At 69.4% G+C, this 15110-nt stretch carries 12 protein-coding genes; 7 read left to right on the forward strand and 5 right to left on the reverse strand.

Features of this window, described 5'->3' with window-relative positions; genetic code table 11:
* Nucleotides 1–35: 35 nt before the first annotated feature.
* The 3 genes from KF837_15715 to KF837_15725 form a co-directional block, all read right to left on the reverse strand.
* A complete protein-coding gene (locus KF837_15715) occupies nt 36–890 on the reverse strand; it encodes a hypothetical protein (GenBank protein ID MBX3228767.1) in 855 nt (284 codons plus the stop codon).
* A complete protein-coding gene (locus tag KF837_15720; GenBank protein ID MBX3228768.1) occupies nt 887–2665 on the reverse strand; it encodes a hypothetical protein in 1779 nt (592 codons plus the stop codon). Before KF837_15720 ends, KF837_15715 begins: the two co-directional genes overlap by 4 nt.
* Nucleotides 2666–3692: 1027 nt before the next feature.
* Entirely contained in the window at nt 3693–4532 is an 840-nt protein-coding gene (locus KF837_15725) for a hypothetical protein (protein MBX3228769.1), read from the reverse strand.
* Between the two features lie 150 nt (nt 4533–4682).
* Between KF837_15725 and KF837_15730 the strand changes: the two genes are divergently transcribed.
* The 4 genes from KF837_15730 to KF837_15745 all read left to right on the forward strand — a co-directional run bounded on the left by KF837_15730 (nt 4683) and on the right by KF837_15745 (nt 9857).
* Nucleotides 4683–6359: a lysine--tRNA ligase gene (locus KF837_15730; protein ID MBX3228770.1), complete on the forward strand. Its 1677-nt coding sequence runs from the start codon at nt 4683–4685 to the stop codon at nt 6357–6359.
* 427 nt (nt 6360–6786) lie between these two features.
* On the forward strand, nt 6787–8796 hold the full coding sequence (locus tag KF837_15735; protein MBX3228771.1) for an ABC transporter permease: 2010 nt from the start codon (nt 6787–6789) through the stop codon (nt 8794–8796).
* A 6-nt stretch (nt 8797–8802) separates the two neighbouring features.
* Complete coding sequence (locus KF837_15740) at nt 8803–9516, forward strand: YdeI/OmpD-associated family protein (protein MBX3228772.1); 714 nt, start codon at nt 8803–8805, stop codon at nt 9514–9516.
* Entirely contained in the window at nt 9429–9857 is a 429-nt protein-coding gene (locus KF837_15745; protein MBX3228773.1) for an SWF/SNF helicase family protein, read from the forward strand. The genes KF837_15740 and KF837_15745 overlap by 88 nt, the downstream gene beginning before the upstream one ends.
* A gap of 9 nt (nt 9858–9866) precedes the next feature.
* Here KF837_15745 and KF837_15750 read toward each other — a convergent pair whose 3' ends face one another.
* Nucleotides 9867–10259 carry a response regulator gene (locus KF837_15750; protein MBX3228774.1) on the reverse strand — a complete coding sequence of 131 codons (393 nt, stop codon included), beginning with the start codon at nt 10257–10259 and terminating at the stop codon, nt 9867–9869.
* An 87-nt stretch (nt 10260–10346) separates the two neighbouring features.
* On the opposite strand from KF837_15750, the gene KF837_15755 reads away from it, so the two are divergent.
* A complete protein-coding gene (locus KF837_15755; protein MBX3228775.1) occupies nt 10347–11540 on the forward strand; it encodes a GAF domain-containing sensor histidine kinase in 1194 nt (397 codons plus the stop codon).
* 5 nt (nt 11541–11545) lie between these two features.
* Here the strand turns inward: KF837_15755 and KF837_15760 are convergent, their stop codons facing one another.
* Nucleotides 11546–12958, reverse strand: a complete 1413-nt coding sequence (locus KF837_15760; GenBank protein MBX3228776.1) for a radical SAM protein — start codon at nt 12956–12958, stop codon at nt 11546–11548.
* 90 nt (nt 12959–13048) lie between these two features.
* On the opposite strand from KF837_15760, the gene KF837_15765 reads away from it, so the two are divergent.
* Both KF837_15765 and KF837_15770 read left to right on the forward strand, forming a co-directional pair.
* On the forward strand, nt 13049–13705 hold the full coding sequence (locus tag KF837_15765; protein ID MBX3228777.1) for a TetR/AcrR family transcriptional regulator: 657 nt from the start codon (nt 13049–13051) through the stop codon (nt 13703–13705).
* 11 nt (nt 13706–13716) lie between these two features.
* Nucleotides 13717–15108: a M20/M25/M40 family metallo-hydrolase gene (locus KF837_15770; protein MBX3228778.1), complete on the forward strand. Its 1392-nt coding sequence runs from the start codon at nt 13717–13719 to the stop codon at nt 15106–15108.
* Nucleotides 15109–15110: the final 2 nt, after the last annotated feature.

Below are 15110 nucleotides of genomic sequence, written 5' to 3' on the forward strand. Positions count from 1 at the left end.
ACGGCCCGCTGTCGTTCCGCTTCTGAGCGACGTCTTCAGAGACAGCCCTTCCGTCCGCCCGCCGTTTCGCTCACGCACTTCGTCGGTGACGTGCACTCCTCGTCTCGAACGCACGCGCGCGCGCACACTCCGATGACGCAGATCGCGCCGGGTCGAAGGAAGCAGTCCTGATCGAGCTTGCACTCTCGCACGCATATTTGGTGCGTCGTGTCGCGCAGGGCCTCGATGCAGTACTGGACCCCGCCGACCGAGGGCATCAGCGGCCCGCACGACGCGATGCCTTGGGGACAGGGATCGCCGAAGGCCGGAAACGTGTCCGTCACCGGCAGCATCTTCGCGTCGATGTAGCCGTCGAGCACGCCGTTGTGCTCGAGCTTCCCGCCGAGAAGGACACTTCCTTCGAGCGACGTCGCGTAGCGAATGGAGTCCGTCCGTAGCTCGACCGACTCGAAGCCGAGCTCGAAGTAGGGGCCGAGGGTCACCTTCGGATTGGCGCGCGCCTTGGAGAGCGTGAGCCGCATCCACATCGAGACGGAGCGATCGGCGGGGCTGATGCCGACCGTGATCGCGTCGATCTCTTCGTTGATGGTGCACCCGATGTTCGCGAGGACGAAGCGCCCGCCCGCGGTCCGGACCGTCACCTCCGAGAACTGACCGAGGGGGACCCCGCGCGGGTCGTCCGCGCGTCTGAGCGTGCAGGAGAACCTGCCGATCATGCGCTCCTGCGGCTCGTCGATGCACTCCTTCGTCCCGAGGTCACAGACCTTTCCGAGCGGACACTCTGCGAGCTCCCGGCACCCGACCGTGAGGGGAAGCTCGTCCGGTGTGCACCCGAGCGCCAGGAGCAGCCCGCTCGAGAGCGCCGCGACGACGGTGACGAGGCGCCTCATGGCCGCACCGCCGGGGGACGCGGCTCGATCATCTCCGGCACCGCGCGCCGGACCTTCGGCGGGGGCGGCTTGGGCTCCGGCGGAAGCGGATCCGGGATCCAAGGCGCTGGCGTCCCCGTGCCTCCGATCTCGAGATCGGGAAGCGGAACCGCCACCGGCAACGCGTCGCGGATCGCCTTCTTTGCTTCGTCGACCGTAACGGCGCCCGAGAAGACGATCATGCTCGTCGTCTCCGTCGTCGGCACGGTCGTGAAGCCGGGCGCGCCGCCCGGACCGAACTGGTCGACCGTCACGTAGCGCCCCGTCCCACGCGCGAAGACCAACCCCAACGTCGTATCGAACGAGCCGGCCTGGATGCCGAGGCCCAACGTGCCGCCGAAGCGCTGGAGCGTGAGCTGGCCGTTGTCGCGATCGCTCGCGTCGAGGGTCGCTCGTGGCGGATTGTCGGTAAAGAAGCCGAGCCGCGTCGAGAGCAGCGACGTGAAGGCGTATTCGACTCCGGCGGAGACATCGACCACGAGCTCGCGCTCGACGCTCTCGTCCGTGCCGATCACCTGGCGGCGCGAGACCTCTCCCGTCTGGCGAGCTTCGACCGCAGTCGTTCCGCGGCGTCCGAAATCGCGCGGAAGGTAGACGTGAACGTCGACCGCGGCCGAGAACCCCTTGCGGTCCTCCCACGCGATGCCCGCGTTCAAGCGCGCGGGAGCGGGCTCGAAGTACCCGAGGTCGGACTGCGAGACGGCGCTGAGCGACCGGCCGTCGCGCGTCGACGCGATCGTACCGTTGGAGCGCTCGCGGCCCGTCACGTGGATCGCCGGCAGCGCGACACCAAGCCCGGCCCAGAGCTTCGAGAAGAGCCGGGCCTGCGCGCCGAGGATGGGCGCGATCGAGAAGGCCTCTTGCAGCGCGGCGAGCTGACCGCTGCCGTTGCCGCTCAGCGCGCCGCCGAAGCCGCTGAGCTCGAACTGCTGCGCACGCGTACGCTGATTGCGTTGATAGAGGCCGTAGAGCGAGAGGCCGAGTCGCAAGTCGGGATTCAGCGCGATCGCATAGCTCGGCCCGAGGTAATAGCTACGTTGCTGGCTCGTCGCGCTGACCTGATTGACATATCGGCCGTTGAATGCCGTGTAGCGGCCTCCGACACTACCGATCAGCTCGACGTCACGGGCCCCGGGAATGACGAGTGAAATGCCGAGTCGATGTTGGATCTTGGCTTTCAAATCTCCGAAATGCCGGAAGTACATGACCGAGCTCGGAAGCTCTCCGATGGTCGACGTCGCGAACGATGCGGAGTCCTGCTGAAAGCCGAACGACGCCGGGACACCCGACGGGAACATGACGTTCGTGAACGATCGCCGCGTGTAGCTGTAGGCTGCCGCCGACACCGCGAAGATGTCACCCGGCACTCCTGCGAGCCCGGCCGGGTTCAGATACGGCATCGCCGAGTCGTTGCCGGCCGCCGTGCCGGCGCCCCCCATCGTCGCGGTGCGGCCGCCGATCGGCATCTCGCGGTAGTTCTGCGCGTGCGCCTCGAGCGTGGAGAGACCGAGCGCCGCGACCGCGCCGAACGCAACGACGCGCCTCATGGCCTGCAGATCCGCGATGGAGACGGCAAGGCGGCGCACTTGCCGTCGACGCACGCGTCGGGGAACGTGCAATAGGGCCCGTCGACGTCGCTGCAAGCCTCGCCTTCTACCGGCGGCGCCTGGCACACGCCCCCGACGCACGCTGCCTGGTTCACGCACAGCGCGGGGATCCCGCCGGCGCTCGGGCACGGCTCGCCCGGCGCCGAGATCACGTAGCGACGGCACGTGCCCGTCACCGTGGAGCAGAAGAGCGAGCTCGCGTCGTCGCAGGTGGCTGCGCCGTCGGCGCAAGGCGTCCCCTCCGTGCGGCTCGGCGGAATGCAGACGCCGCCGACGCACGCGCTCGACCCCTCGCACGGCCGGGTCGCGCCGCAGGCCTCGCCGTCGTGCGCCGGCACGAGGCAGGTGCCGGCGGCGCAGACGAGACCTTGCGCGCAACGGCCTCCGACGCACGTCTTGCCGGGACCGGGGGCGAGCGAGCACTGCGCGCAACCGCGATTGATCGAGGGGCAGAAGCCGCTCTCGCACATCGCGTCGTCGACGCAGTCTTCGCCGAGGATGCGCGTCCCGCGCGGCTGGCAGACGAGCGCGGCGCGGCCGGAGTTGTAGTCCTCGCACGAGAGGCCGGCGAGCTGCGCGGTGCACTGCGTGTAGAGCGTCGCCGACGCTCCCGACGCCGGGAGGAGCGCCGTCCACGCATAGTAGACACTGGCTCGCTGGAGGCAGGTCTGCGCGGACCCGTAGAAATAGGTGAGTACGGACGGATTGCAGGCCGCGAGCCGGCTGCAATCCGCCACTGCGTAGTTGAGCGCGGCGGTCACCGTCGCCTTCGACGACAAGCACTCCTCCGGGCACTGCGCGAGCACGCACGCGTTGAACGAGAGCCCGTCCGGCGTGCGCGCCTGGCGCAGGCACTTGTCTTCGCAGGCGATGGAATCGCATCCCGTCGTGCAGCGGAGGGCGTCGACGCAGATCTGACCGCACAGGTCGAGGTCCTCGCCGCACTTCTCGACCGCACACGCCGCGCAAGGCGCCACGATCACGGCCGCGTCGTCGGCGCCGGCGTCGATGAGGGGCGTGAGCGGCGCCGCGTCGGCTCCTCCTTCGGCCGAGGCGTCGAGCACATCCGGCTTGGTGATCTCACCGCCCGAGGTCGTCTCCTCACAGGCCACGACGGCGACGAGCATGCCGGCGACGAGGGTGATCGCGATGGCTCTCATGACGGTCCCTTCGCGCTGGAGACGATCTCCGGATCGAGCGAGAGCACCAGCGCGCCGCTCGCGGCGAGGAAGACGCGGAGCCGCTCGGCCGCCTTCGCCGTCACCGCCCCGGCGAGCCCGACGCACGCTGCGCCGTGCGGCCCGACGTTCTTGAGCTGCGACGTCAGCTTCGCCGACGCGACGGCGATCTGCTCGACGTTCGACACGAGCCGCCGGCCGAGCGCCATGTCGGCATAGAGCATCGGCGGCAGGTTCTCCTCGAGCGATCGGCCGAGGCGGACGACCTCGTCGGCGTTGCGCGAGCTCGCGAACGAGACCGCCGGCAACGTGCACCGCGCATACACCAGCGACTGCGACTCGCACAGGACGCCGGCCTCGGCGCCGGCCGATCCCGCGACGGAGTTGCAGCGCCCCTTCCGCGCGCCATCGTCCTCGCACCGCGGCGGGGCGATCGCGATCCGGAGCTCGACGCCCTCCTTGAGCAGCTTCTCGATCGCGGCTCGGACCGGCTCGCACTGCGTGTCGATCGGGGCGTTGACGGGCGCGTCCGGCGCGCCGATGTCCTTGCGGATGCGACGGCACGTGTCGATCGCGCGCCGCTCGATCTCCAGCGTCACGTCGGAGAGGCCGCGCGCCGCGGCGACGAACGCACGGATCTGCGCGTTCGCCTCCGGCGTGTCTGCGTAGTTGGCCTCGAGCGGGTCGCTGTTTCCGCCGAGCTCTGGGCACAGGAGCGCCTCCGCGTCCGGGCTCGCCGCTTCGCCGCCATTCCGAGGGGCAGCGCAGGCGGCGAGCCCGGCCAAGAAGAAGCAAGGAAGCCCGAAGGCGCGTGCCAAGGACGCCACCATCTGCCGCGCCGCGCGTTATGCGGCGGATCGGGTCCGCGCGTATGTAGTCATTTCGCTCGCGGATCCTGCGCCGACGCCGGATCGCCGGAATTTCCATGACTTTACGTCGCATGGGCGGCGGGGTAGATCCGCGGCGCCATGTCCGAACCGACGAAGCCGGAAGGCTCCTCCGCCGAGGAGTCCCTCGTCGCGGCCCGCCGCGCGAAGGCGCAGAAGCTCAAGGACCGCAAGGAGAACCCCTTCGCCAACGACGTCGTCCCGCGAAGGGGCGGCGTCACGATCGACGTCGGCGCGCTCCGCGACAAGGCCGCCGCCGCGCGCGGCGCCGACGGCAAGTACACGGAGGAGGGCGTGAAGTCCGCGACCGCGGGCGCCGTCTTCCACGTCCGCGGCCGCATCATCGCCTTTCGCTCGACCGGCGGCCTCTCGTTCCTCCGCCTCCGCGACCGCACCGGCGAGATCCAGCTCCTCGTGAGCGAGGCCGCACTTGGTGCAGAATACACGCGCCTCGAAGAGATGGACCTCGGCGACATCGTCGAGTCCGAGGGCACGCTCACCGCGAGCAAGCGCGGCGAGCTCTCGATCGAGCCGCTCCGCGTCCGCATCCTCACGAAGGCGCTGCGGCCGCCGCCCGAGAAGTGGCACGGCCTCCAGGACGTCGAGACGCGCTACCGCCAGCGCTACGTCGACCTCGTCGCCAACCCGCACGTCGCCGACGTGTTCAAGGCGCGGAGCCACATCGTGCGCGCCACGCGGAAGGTCTTCGACGAGATGGGGTTCCTCGAGGTCGAGACGCCGACCCTGCACACCATCATCGGCGGCGCCGTCGCGCGGCCGTTCCACACGCACCACAACGCGCTCGACATGAACCTGTTCATGCGGATCGCGCCGGAGCTGTACTTGAAGCGCCTCCTCGTCGGCGGGCTCGAGCGCGTCTACGAGATCGGGCGCTGCTACCGCAACGAGGGCATCTCCACTCGGCACAACCCCGAGTTCACGATGCTCGAGTACTACTGGGCCTACGCGACCTACGACACGCTGATGGACTTCACCGAGACGATGCTCCGCGCGATCGACGCCGAGCTCGCGAAGGCGATGCCGGAGGCGCAGCCGAAGTGGAAGGCGGAGCGGCCGTTCACGTTCGACGAGCCGTTCGCGCGCGTCCCGATGAACGTCGCCGTCGCGAACGCGGCGAAGGCGACCGGCATCGCGGCGTGGGCGGACAAGGACGGCGGCGCCCTCGTGAAGGCGCTCGTGGAGCTCGGCGACTTCGGCGGCTCGATGAAGGAGTGGTCGAAGTCCTCGCCCCGCGCGAAGGCGATCGACTGGGGGAACCTCCGCAAGGGCTGGATGAAGTGCGAGAACGACGGCGAGCGCCTCTTCGCGCTCTACGAGTACCTCTCCGAGCCGTTCCTGACCGAGGACTACAAAGCGGAGGACGGCAAGCGCTCGCGCCCCGTCTTCGTCATCGACTACCCCTTCGAGACGTCTCCGCTCGCGCGCAGGAATGACGCGAGCCCGCATCTGGTTGACCGATTCGAGCTGTTCGTACATGGCCGCGAGCTGTGCAACGCCTTCAGCGAGCTGAACGATCCCGACGATCAGGCCGAGCGCTTCCGCGAGCAGGTGCGGAAGAAGGCGGCCGGAGCGGAAGAGACGATGGACTACGACGAGGACTACATCCGCGCGCTCGAGCAAGGCATGCCGCCCGCGGCCGGCTTCGGGATGGGCATCGACCGCCTCGTCATGATGCTGACGAACGCGCCGTCGATCCGCGACGTCATCCTCTTCCCGCTCCTGCGGAAGGAAGACTGACCCGATGGCCGACAAGCGCTGGGCGACCGAGGACATCGATCAGCCGTGGAGCATCGGCGAGGCGATCGGCGTGTCGATGCGCGCGATCCGCGGACACCTCGTGTCGCTCGTCGTCCCGCTCTTCGTCCTCCAGCTCGTCGGCTACACGCTGATCGCGGCCCCCACCGTCGTCGCAGGCTTCGTCTTCGGGTTCGAGCGGCTCGAGAAGCTCACCCGGCCCGCGCCGGCGCTCCGCACCTTCGGCGATCCGCTCGTCGCGCCGATCCCGCCGTGGGTGCCGATCGCGATCGGCGTCGGCACCTTCGTCCTCGCGTTCTTCGTCCTCGCCTTCCAGAGCGCGCTCCTCGCCGAGTCGTCGCTCGCGGCGGTGCGCGACGACGAGCCGCGACCCGGCGCGACGGGGCGCGCGTTCCGGCGCTGGCCGGCGATGATCGGCTGGTTCTCCTTCCACGTCCTCTTCGTGCTCGTCCCTTTCGGCACGATCGAAGGCACGCCGTGGCTCGTGCGGATCTGGCGCGACACCTCCGACCCCACCCCGTGGTGGCTCCACCTCGCCGCGATCCTCCTCTGCGCCGGGCTGAACCTCGTCTACACGCTCGGCTTCGGGTGGACGCCGTACTTCCTCGCCGACGACGACACGAGCCTCGTCGCCGCGATGCGGAAGAGCTGGCGCGCGTCGAAGCCGTACACCGGCACGATCTGGCTCTACAACGTCGCGCTCGCGCCGATCGCGCTCCTCACCCTCCTCCCGATCGTCGGGCTCTTCGCCTACGCGTTCATCTGGAGCGGCCACGCCTACGGCTACGCGCGCGCGACGGGGCGCAACGATCTCCCCTGGTACACGCCGGAGTTCGCGAGCACGTCGATCCGCTCCTTCCTCCGCATCCTCCTCGCGTCGCTCGGGCTCGTCGCCGGCATCCTCGTCTTCTGGGTGAAGGCGCTGCCGAACATGCGCGGCACCGCGTTCTCGATCCAGGACACCGCGATCCGCGCCGCCGCGATCGTCTCCTCCGTCGCCGTCATCGTCGTCGTCCTCGCGCTGCTCCTGCCGTACATGCTCGACCGCCTCGAGGGCCGGCGCTTCACGTCGTTCGTCGCGGCGCGCCACGTGCGCTCGCAGAAGAGCGGGTTCCTCACCGTCATCAGCGTGCTCTCGATCTGCGGCGTCGCGCTGTCGTCGTGCGCGCTCTCCTCCGTCGTCAGCGTCATGGGCGGCTTCAGCCAGGACCTGAAGCGCAAGATCCTCGGCAACAACGCGCACATCGTGATCGACACGACCGCCGCGACGCCGTGGGAGGACTACGAGGGCATCCTCGCCGCGGTGCGCAAGGTGCCGGGGGTCGTCGGCGTGACGCCGGTCGTCCACGGCGAGGTGATGTGCTCGTCGGCGTCGAACCTCGCCGGCGTCGTCGTGACCGGCATCGACACGAGCAGCATCAACGACGTCATCGACCTGAAGCACAACATCGAGGTCGGCAAGCTCGATTACCTCGAGCACCCCGACAAGCTCGTTCGCCTCCCACCGAACGAGGTCATCGGCATCGGCCCCGGCGGCGAGCAGTACTACAAAGGCTCCGAGCTCCCCGCCATCGCGGACGACATCGATCCCGACGTCCGCGCCGTCCTCGTGAACACGAAGCCGGAGCGCCCCGGCATCATCCTCGGGCGCGAGCTCGCGAAGACGCTGCACGTCTACGTCGGCGACGAGATCACGCTCGTCTCGCCGCTCGGCGACCTCGGCCCGATGGGCGTCATGCCGCGCACGCGGCGCTTCCGCGTCGCGGCGGTGTTCTACAGTGGGATGTACGAGTACGACGCGATGAGCGTCTACACGCTGAAGAAGGACGCGCAGGAGTACTTCGCGACCGGCGACAAGATCAGCGCGATCGACGTGAAGGTCGAGGACGCGGAGAACGCCGACCTCGTGCGGCCCGCCGTCGTCACGGCGGTGAACCGGCCCGAGCTCCGCATCCGCGACTGGCGCGAGATCAACAAGAACCTCTTCAGCGCGCTGAAGCTCGAGCGGTTCGCGACCTTCATCATCCTGTCGATCGCGATCATGGTCGCGAGCTTCTGCATCGTCTGCACGCTCCTCCTCATGGTGACGGAGAAGGGAAAGGAGATCGCCATCCTCAAGGCGATCGGGGCGAGCGACGGCGCCATCCTCCGCACCTTCATGATCGAGGGCATGATCATCGGCGGCATCGGCACCGTCTTCGGCGTCGCGACGGGCCTCGCCACCTGCACCGGCCTGAAGTGGTTCGGCCTCCGGCTCGATCCCGACGTCTATTACATCGACCGATTGCCGATCAGCGTAAACGGCTGGGACTTTCTCACCGTCGCCGGCGCCGCGCTCACGATCTGCACGCTCTCGACCGTCTATCCCGCTTACGCGGCGTCGCGCCTCCGCCCGGTCGACGGCCTCCGCTACGAGTGAGCCGCGATGGCGTCGGTCCGGGTCGATCCCGACAAGGTCTTCGAGTTCAAGGACGAGCGGAGCTTCGACCGCTGGCTCGGCAAGCACTGGAACAAGGAGACGGAGGTCTGGATCAAGATCCACAAGGTCCGCTCGGGCCTCGCCTCGATCACGCCGGCGGAGGCCGTCGACGTGGTGCTCTGCTGGGGCTGGATCGACGCCATCCGGAAGGGCCTCGACGACAAGAGCTTCCTCCAGCGCTACACGCCGCGCGGCAAGAAGAGCGTGTGGAGCCAGATCAACGTCGCCAACGTCGAGCGCCTGACGAAGGCCGGACGGATGAAGCCTCCGGGCCTCGCCGCCGTGGCCGCCGCGAAGGAGGACGGCCGCTGGGCCAAGGCCTACCGCGTCAGCAAGACGAAGGCGCCCGACGATCTGCTCGCGGCGATCTACGCCGAGCCGAAGGCCGTCGCGACGTACGAAGCGCTCTCCGCCCAGAACCGCTTCGCGCTGACCTTCCGCACCCTCAGCATGAAGACCGCCGCGGGCCGCGCGAAGAAGATCGCGGCTTTCGTCGAGATGCTGAAGACGGGCAAGACGATCCATCCCAACGCCAAGCCCAAGCACGTCACCAGTTCACGGGGCACCTCGCGCTGGTCGAAGAGGCGCTCCGCGCGCGGGGGACTTCCTACCTCTACCTCGACGGCAAGACGCCCGTGTCCGAGCGCACTCGACGCGTGAAGGCATTTCAGGACGGAGACGGAGACCTATTCCTCATTTCTCTCAAGGCCGGAGGCACCGGTCTCAACCTCACCGCGGCGGACACGGTCATTCACCTCGACCCGTGGTGGAACCCGGCGGTGGAGGATCAGGCCAGCGACCGCGCGCACCGCATCGGTCAGCGGCGCCCCGTCACGGTGATCCGTCTCATCGCGCGGGGGACGATCGAGGAGGCCGTCGTCGCGCTCCACGCCGACAAACGCAAGCTCGCCGAGTCGATCCTCGAGGGCTCCGCCGCGAGCGGGAAGCTCTCCATCGCCGAGCTCGGCGCGCTGATCCGGGAGGGGTCCGCGCAGTCGTGAATCGAGAGGTCAGCCGCCGAGGTGGAGCACGCCGGTCACGGTGGCGAGGAGCTGCTCGTCTTCGAACGGCTTGACGAGGTAGCGATGGGCGCCGACGTCGAAGCTGCGCTCGTAGGATTCCTCGGCGCTCTCGGCGGTCACGAACACGATCGGGATCCCGCGATTGGCCTCGCCCGCTGCGCCTTCGCGGATCTTCTGCGCGACGTCGAAGCCGTTCTCGTTCGGCATCGATACGTCGAGCAGGACGAGGCCGGCGTCGACGGACTTGAGCTTCTCGATCCCCGCCGCTCCCGACGGACAGGAATGAACCTCGTAGCCCGCCTCGCTCAAGGCGCGGGCGATCGTGCGGCGAATCGCGGCGTCATCATCGATCGAGACGATCGGCTTCGGCTCTCCGGGCATGCCGAGAGCCTATCGGCGAGCGGCGGTGACGGTCCAGGCGTATGCAGCATCCACTTCTCCGGCGCCTCCACGTAGACTTGTAGGTCCATGAGCGGCGACGACGAAACCGCGCGGGTCGCGGCGCTCCACCGCCTGGCGATCCTCGACACCGAGCCCGAGCGCGCCTACGACGACGCCGTCGAGCTGGCGGCTTCGATCTGCGGGACGCCCATCGCGATGATGACGCTGCTCGACGGCCAGCGGCAGTGGTTCAAGGCGAAGGTCGGTGTCCCCTTCGACGAAACGCCACGCGAGCAGTCGTTCTGCACCCACGCCATCCTCTCCGACGACACGCTCGTCGTCCCGGACGCCCGCGCCGACGAGCGCTTCAAGGATCTCTTCGTCGTGCAGTATCCGCCGTCGCTTCGCTTCTACGCGGGCGCTCCCATCAAGTCGCCCGACGGGTTCAAGCTCGGGACGCTCTGCGTGCTCGACCTCGAGTCGCGCGAGCTGTCGAAGACGCAACAGGACGCGCTCGAGGCGCTCCGTCGCATGATCGAGCGCCAGCTCGAGCTGCGTCGCGTCAACATGGAGCTCGTGCGCCTCGAGCGGCAGAAGCGGGAGCTCACCGAGCTCGTCGTCCATGACCTGAAGAACCCCATCGCGAGCATTCTTCCGAACGCGCGTTATCTGGCCCGCACGACCGGCCTCTCCGAGAACGCGAAGACGGCGGCGCAGGACATCACCTCGTCGACGGAGGCGATGTTGCGCCTCGTGATGAACCTGCTCGACATCAGTCGCGCCGAAGACGCCGCGCTCGTGCCCAGGTGCGAGCCGGTCGTCCTCGCCGATCTGCTCGACTCGGTGCGCGCCGGCGCGGCCGCCCGCGCGACGGAGCAAGGAGGAACCCTCGCGCTCGACGTCGCGGACGACGCCGGCACCGCATCGCTCGACGCCGATCTCGTGCGCCGCGTCCTCGATAACCTCGCCGACAACGCGCTGAAGTACGCGCCGGGCGGGACGGTGACGCTCGGCGCGCGCGCCGACGCCGCCGGCGTGCGCGTCACGGTCGCGGACGACGGACCGGGGATCCCCGCGGCCGCGCGCGCGGCGATCTTCGAGAAGTACGCGCGCGTCGACGGCTCACCCCACGCCGAGCGAAGCCGCGGCCTCGGGCTCACGTTCTGCCGCCTCGCCGTCGAGGCCCACGGCGGGCGCATCTGGGTCGAGGAGAGGACGCCTCGCGGAGCGGTGTTCTGCATGACCCTCCCGCGAGCCCGTGGCGCTGTACAAGAGGGGTAAGAGCGTCAGCCCATGTGGTGGCGCGTCGACTGGTTCTCGTCGCCGGCGCGGCGGATCTCGGCGACGCGGTGGTGCGCCAGGAGCCCCGCCGCCGCGTCGGCGTAGAACATCCCGAGCGGCGTGAGCTCGATCGTCCGGCTGTCGCGCCGCACGAGGCCCGCTTCTTCGAGCGCCTCGAAGGGCACGGCGAAACCGGCGAGAGGGGTCTCCCCGAAGAAGGCCTCGTACTCGGCGTTGTCGATCGCGAGTCGCGCGAGGTTGCGCGTCAGGTGGAGCAGCCGGAGGTCGAGCGCCGAATAGTCGAAGGTGCCGGCTACCGCGGTCCCGAGCTCGACCATTCGTTCGACGAACACCTCGCTCGTCCCCGCGTTCATCCACTTCGTCGCGCGCTGTCGATCGCGGCTCGTGAACGTGGAGATCGCTCCGGGCCCGAATCCGATCGCGTCGCGCCGCGCGGGGCTGAAGCTCGCTCGCTCGTAGACGAAACGCCGCGAGGTCTCGGCGACGTCGGCGCGCTCGAAGTTGGTGAGCGTCGTCTGCACGTAGCCGCCCGCGAGGAGGAACTCGCGCACCGCGAGCCAGGTCGCGGCGGCGGTCGTCGTGCTCGGCATCGCGCGCACGAGCGCCTGATCGCGCGCCCACACCGTGTCGAGCTCCGGTCGCAGGACGAGGTTGTAGGTGCAGATCTGGTCGAACCCGAGCTCCATCGCCGTGCGCACGTCGGCGAGGGCGTGCGCGCGAGGTGCACCCGGCAGGTTGAAGAGCAGATCGGCGGACGCCGTCATCCCGCGCCGATGCGCCGCGCGCACGACGCTCTCGACTTCGGCGCGATCGCCGAACGCGTCGCGCCCCATCCGCCGAAGCCATTCGTGGTCGAACGTCTGGATGCCCATGCTGATGCGCCGATGCCGGACGCCGGTCCGTTCGAGCACGTCGAGCAACGCCTCCTCGCGCAGCAGGAAGTAGCTCGGCACGCCCTCGAGCGTCAGCTCGCTGTCCGCGAGGTCGAACGTCGACGCGAGGACGCGACAGAGCCGCTCGAGCTCCGCCGGTGGTGTGAGGTTCGCGGTCCCGCCGCCGAAGTAGACAGCCTCGACGCGACGTCCGCGGAGCGACGGCGCGCGCGCCGCGATCGCTTCGATCTCTCGCGCGACCTCACGGACCGTCCGTCGCATCGGCTCGTGCCCGAACTTCTCGTGCGGGAACGTGCAAAATCCACAGCCGCGGACCTTCGGGTTGCAGAAGGTGTGCGGCAGGACCCCGACGATGAGCGGGCGCGCGGGATCGAGGTCGAGGGCGGCGAGCGGATCGGTCCCACGCGCCGCCGGCTGCATCAGCGGCGCCATCGGATAGCCCTGGAGCAAGCGATGGCGCTGCGGAAGCGCCATCCGACGACGGAGCTCGTCTCGGAGAGTCATGGCACCACCTCGCGCGCGCTCCACCACCGGCTCGTCGATCTGCATGACTTACGTCGTAAGTTTATGCTGTAAGCCTGTCAAGGGATCGACATGAGCCGGCCAATCCAGCGACAACCGCTCACACGGGAGCGCATCCTGCGCGCGGCCCTCCACGTCGTCGACCGGGATGGGCTCGACGCGCTCTCGATGCGGCGCGTCGGCGAAGAGCTCTCCGTCGAGGCGATGTCTCTCTACAACCACGTCGAGAACAAGCGCGCGATGCTCGACGGCGTCTTCGAAGCGGTCCTGTCGGAGCTGCCGCCCGCGAAGCGCCACCGGTCGTGGAGCGCGGCGCTGAGGGAGCGCGGACTGGCGCTCCGCGCCGTCCTCCGCGCGCATCCGAACGCCCTTCCCCTCTTCGCGACGCGGGCCGCCGTCACGCCCGCCGCGATCGCGGACCTCGAGGCCGTGCTCGCCCTCCTCCACGACGCCGGCTTCCGCCCCGAAGACGCGCTGAGGACACTCCAGGTACTCCTCGCGTTCGTCGTCGGTCACACGATCGCGACGCACGGGACGAGGAGACCGGACGAGGAGTCACGCCCCGACTACGAGCGATTCAGCGAAGAGACGTTCCCGCGCGTCCGTGAGATGGCGCGCGTCCTCGCCACGCGCGACCTCGAGAGGGAGTTCGAGTTCGGCCTCGACGCGATGCTCGCAGGGATCGCGGGGCGACGCGCGAGCGTTCCACGTGGCGCCGTGGTGAGGTAAAGACTCGCATCATGGCCGACGTCGACGTCTCCCGCATCGCGCTCGCCGCCGAGCGCGCGGTCGAAAGCTCCTTTGCCCGCCTCGATCGCTACCTCACCTTCGCTCCCATCTCGAGCGAGCCCGACGCCCCGAAGACGGTCGGGGCCCTCGCCGAAGCGCTCCGCGCGGACCTCGAGAAGCTCGGCCTCGAGCAGGCGCGCGTCCTCGCTCTTCCCGACGCGCTGCCTTGCGTCGCCGCGGAGTGGACGAAGGCAGGGCCGGGCGCGCCCACCGTCCTCATTTATGGCCACTTCGACGTGCAGCCAGTGAAGAACGAGGTCTGGACGACGGAGCCCCATCGCGTCGTCCGCAAGGGCGATCGCATCTACGGACGCGGCTCCGCCGACGACATGGGCGGTTGGCTGAGCCACCTCGTCGCGATCGAGGCGTGGCTCGCGGAGACGGGCGGGCTCCCGTGCAACCTGAAGCTCCTCCTCGAAGGAGAGGAGGAGATCGGCAGTCCGAACCTCGAGCGCTTCATGGACGCCTATCCCGACGCCTTCGCCTCCGACGCGATGGTCCTCACCGACTGCGAGAACCCGAGCGTCGACATCCCGGGGCTCTCCGTCAGCCTCCGCGGCCTCCTCGAAGTCGAGGTCACGATCGAGAGCGCGAAGAGCGACGTCCACTCCGGCATCTGGGGCAACCTCGTCCCCGATCCGGCGATGGCGCTCGTCACCGTCCTCGCGCGTCTCGTCGACGAGGACGGACGCCTCCGCTTCGGCCGTCGCGACGTCGACGCCGGCTGGCTCGAGCGCTCGCGCGACGTGCCGCTCACGCCCGACGTGATCCGCTCCGGCGCGCGCCTGCTCGACGGCGTCGCGCCGCTCCCCGATCGCTCCCTCTCCCCGGCGGCCTGGGTGTGGCGCCAGCCGGCGGTGACGATCCTGTCCACCACCTTCCCCGCGCCCGGCACGGAGAAGAACGCGATCCGCAAGTCCGCCTCCGCGAAGCTCAGCTTCCGCATCGCGCCGGGCCAGACGTCGGACGAGCTGTTCGACCTCGTCATGAAGGAGCTGACGCGCGACGTGCCGGCGGGCCTCGCGGTCACGCTCGCGAAGCAGCCCGGCTCCGCGTCGTCGTGGGACTACGTCGCGGCCGGCCCCGCCTTCGAGGCCGCCGATCGCGCGTACGAGAAGGCGTGGGGGCGCGCGCCGCTGCGGGTCGGCCTCGGCGGCTCGATCCCGTTCGTCGCGCTCTTCGGCCGCCGCTTCGCGACCTTGCCGCTCGTCCTCAACGGCGTCATCGACCCCGACACCGGCGCGCACGGCCCGAACGAGTCGATGCACGTCGGCGTGTACACGAAGACCGTCAAGGCGAACGTGCACCTCTACGCCGAGCTCGCCCGCGCCCTCACGAAGTGAGG

Source organism: Labilithrix sp. (genome assembly GCA_019637155.1).
Classification (GTDB): domain Bacteria; phylum Myxococcota_A; class Polyangia; order Polyangiales; family Polyangiaceae; genus Labilithrix.

Bases quoted from the DNA above. Each gene is read 5' to 3' on its own strand.
- KF837_15715 (MBX3228767.1), bottom strand. From the start codon at position 890: ATGAGGCGCCTCGTCACCGTCGTCGCGGCGCTCTCGAGCGGGCTGCTC.
- KF837_15750 (MBX3228774.1), bottom strand. From the start codon at position 10,259: ATGCCCGGAGAGCCGAAGCCGATCGTCTCGATCGATGATGACGCCGCG.
- KF837_15765 (MBX3228777.1), top strand. From the start codon at position 13,049: ATGAGCCGGCCAATCCAGCGACAACCGCTCACACGGGAGCGCATCCTG.
- KF837_15760 (MBX3228776.1), bottom strand. From the start codon at position 12,958: ATGACTCTCCGAGACGAGCTCCGTCGTCGGATGGCGCTTCCGCAGCGC.
- KF837_15735 (MBX3228771.1), top strand. From the start codon at position 6,787: ATGATCGGCTGGTTCTCCTTCCACGTCCTCTTCGTGCTCGTCCCTTTC.
- KF837_15770 (MBX3228778.1), top strand. From the start codon at position 13,717: ATGGCCGACGTCGACGTCTCCCGCATCGCGCTCGCCGCCGAGCGCGCG.
- KF837_15740 (MBX3228772.1), top strand. From the start codon at position 8,803: ATGGCGTCGGTCCGGGTCGATCCCGACAAGGTCTTCGAGTTCAAGGAC.
- KF837_15755 (MBX3228775.1), top strand. From the start codon at position 10,347: ATGAGCGGCGACGACGAAACCGCGCGGGTCGCGGCGCTCCACCGCCTG.
- KF837_15730 (MBX3228770.1), top strand. From the start codon at position 4,683: ATGTCCGAACCGACGAAGCCGGAAGGCTCCTCCGCCGAGGAGTCCCTC.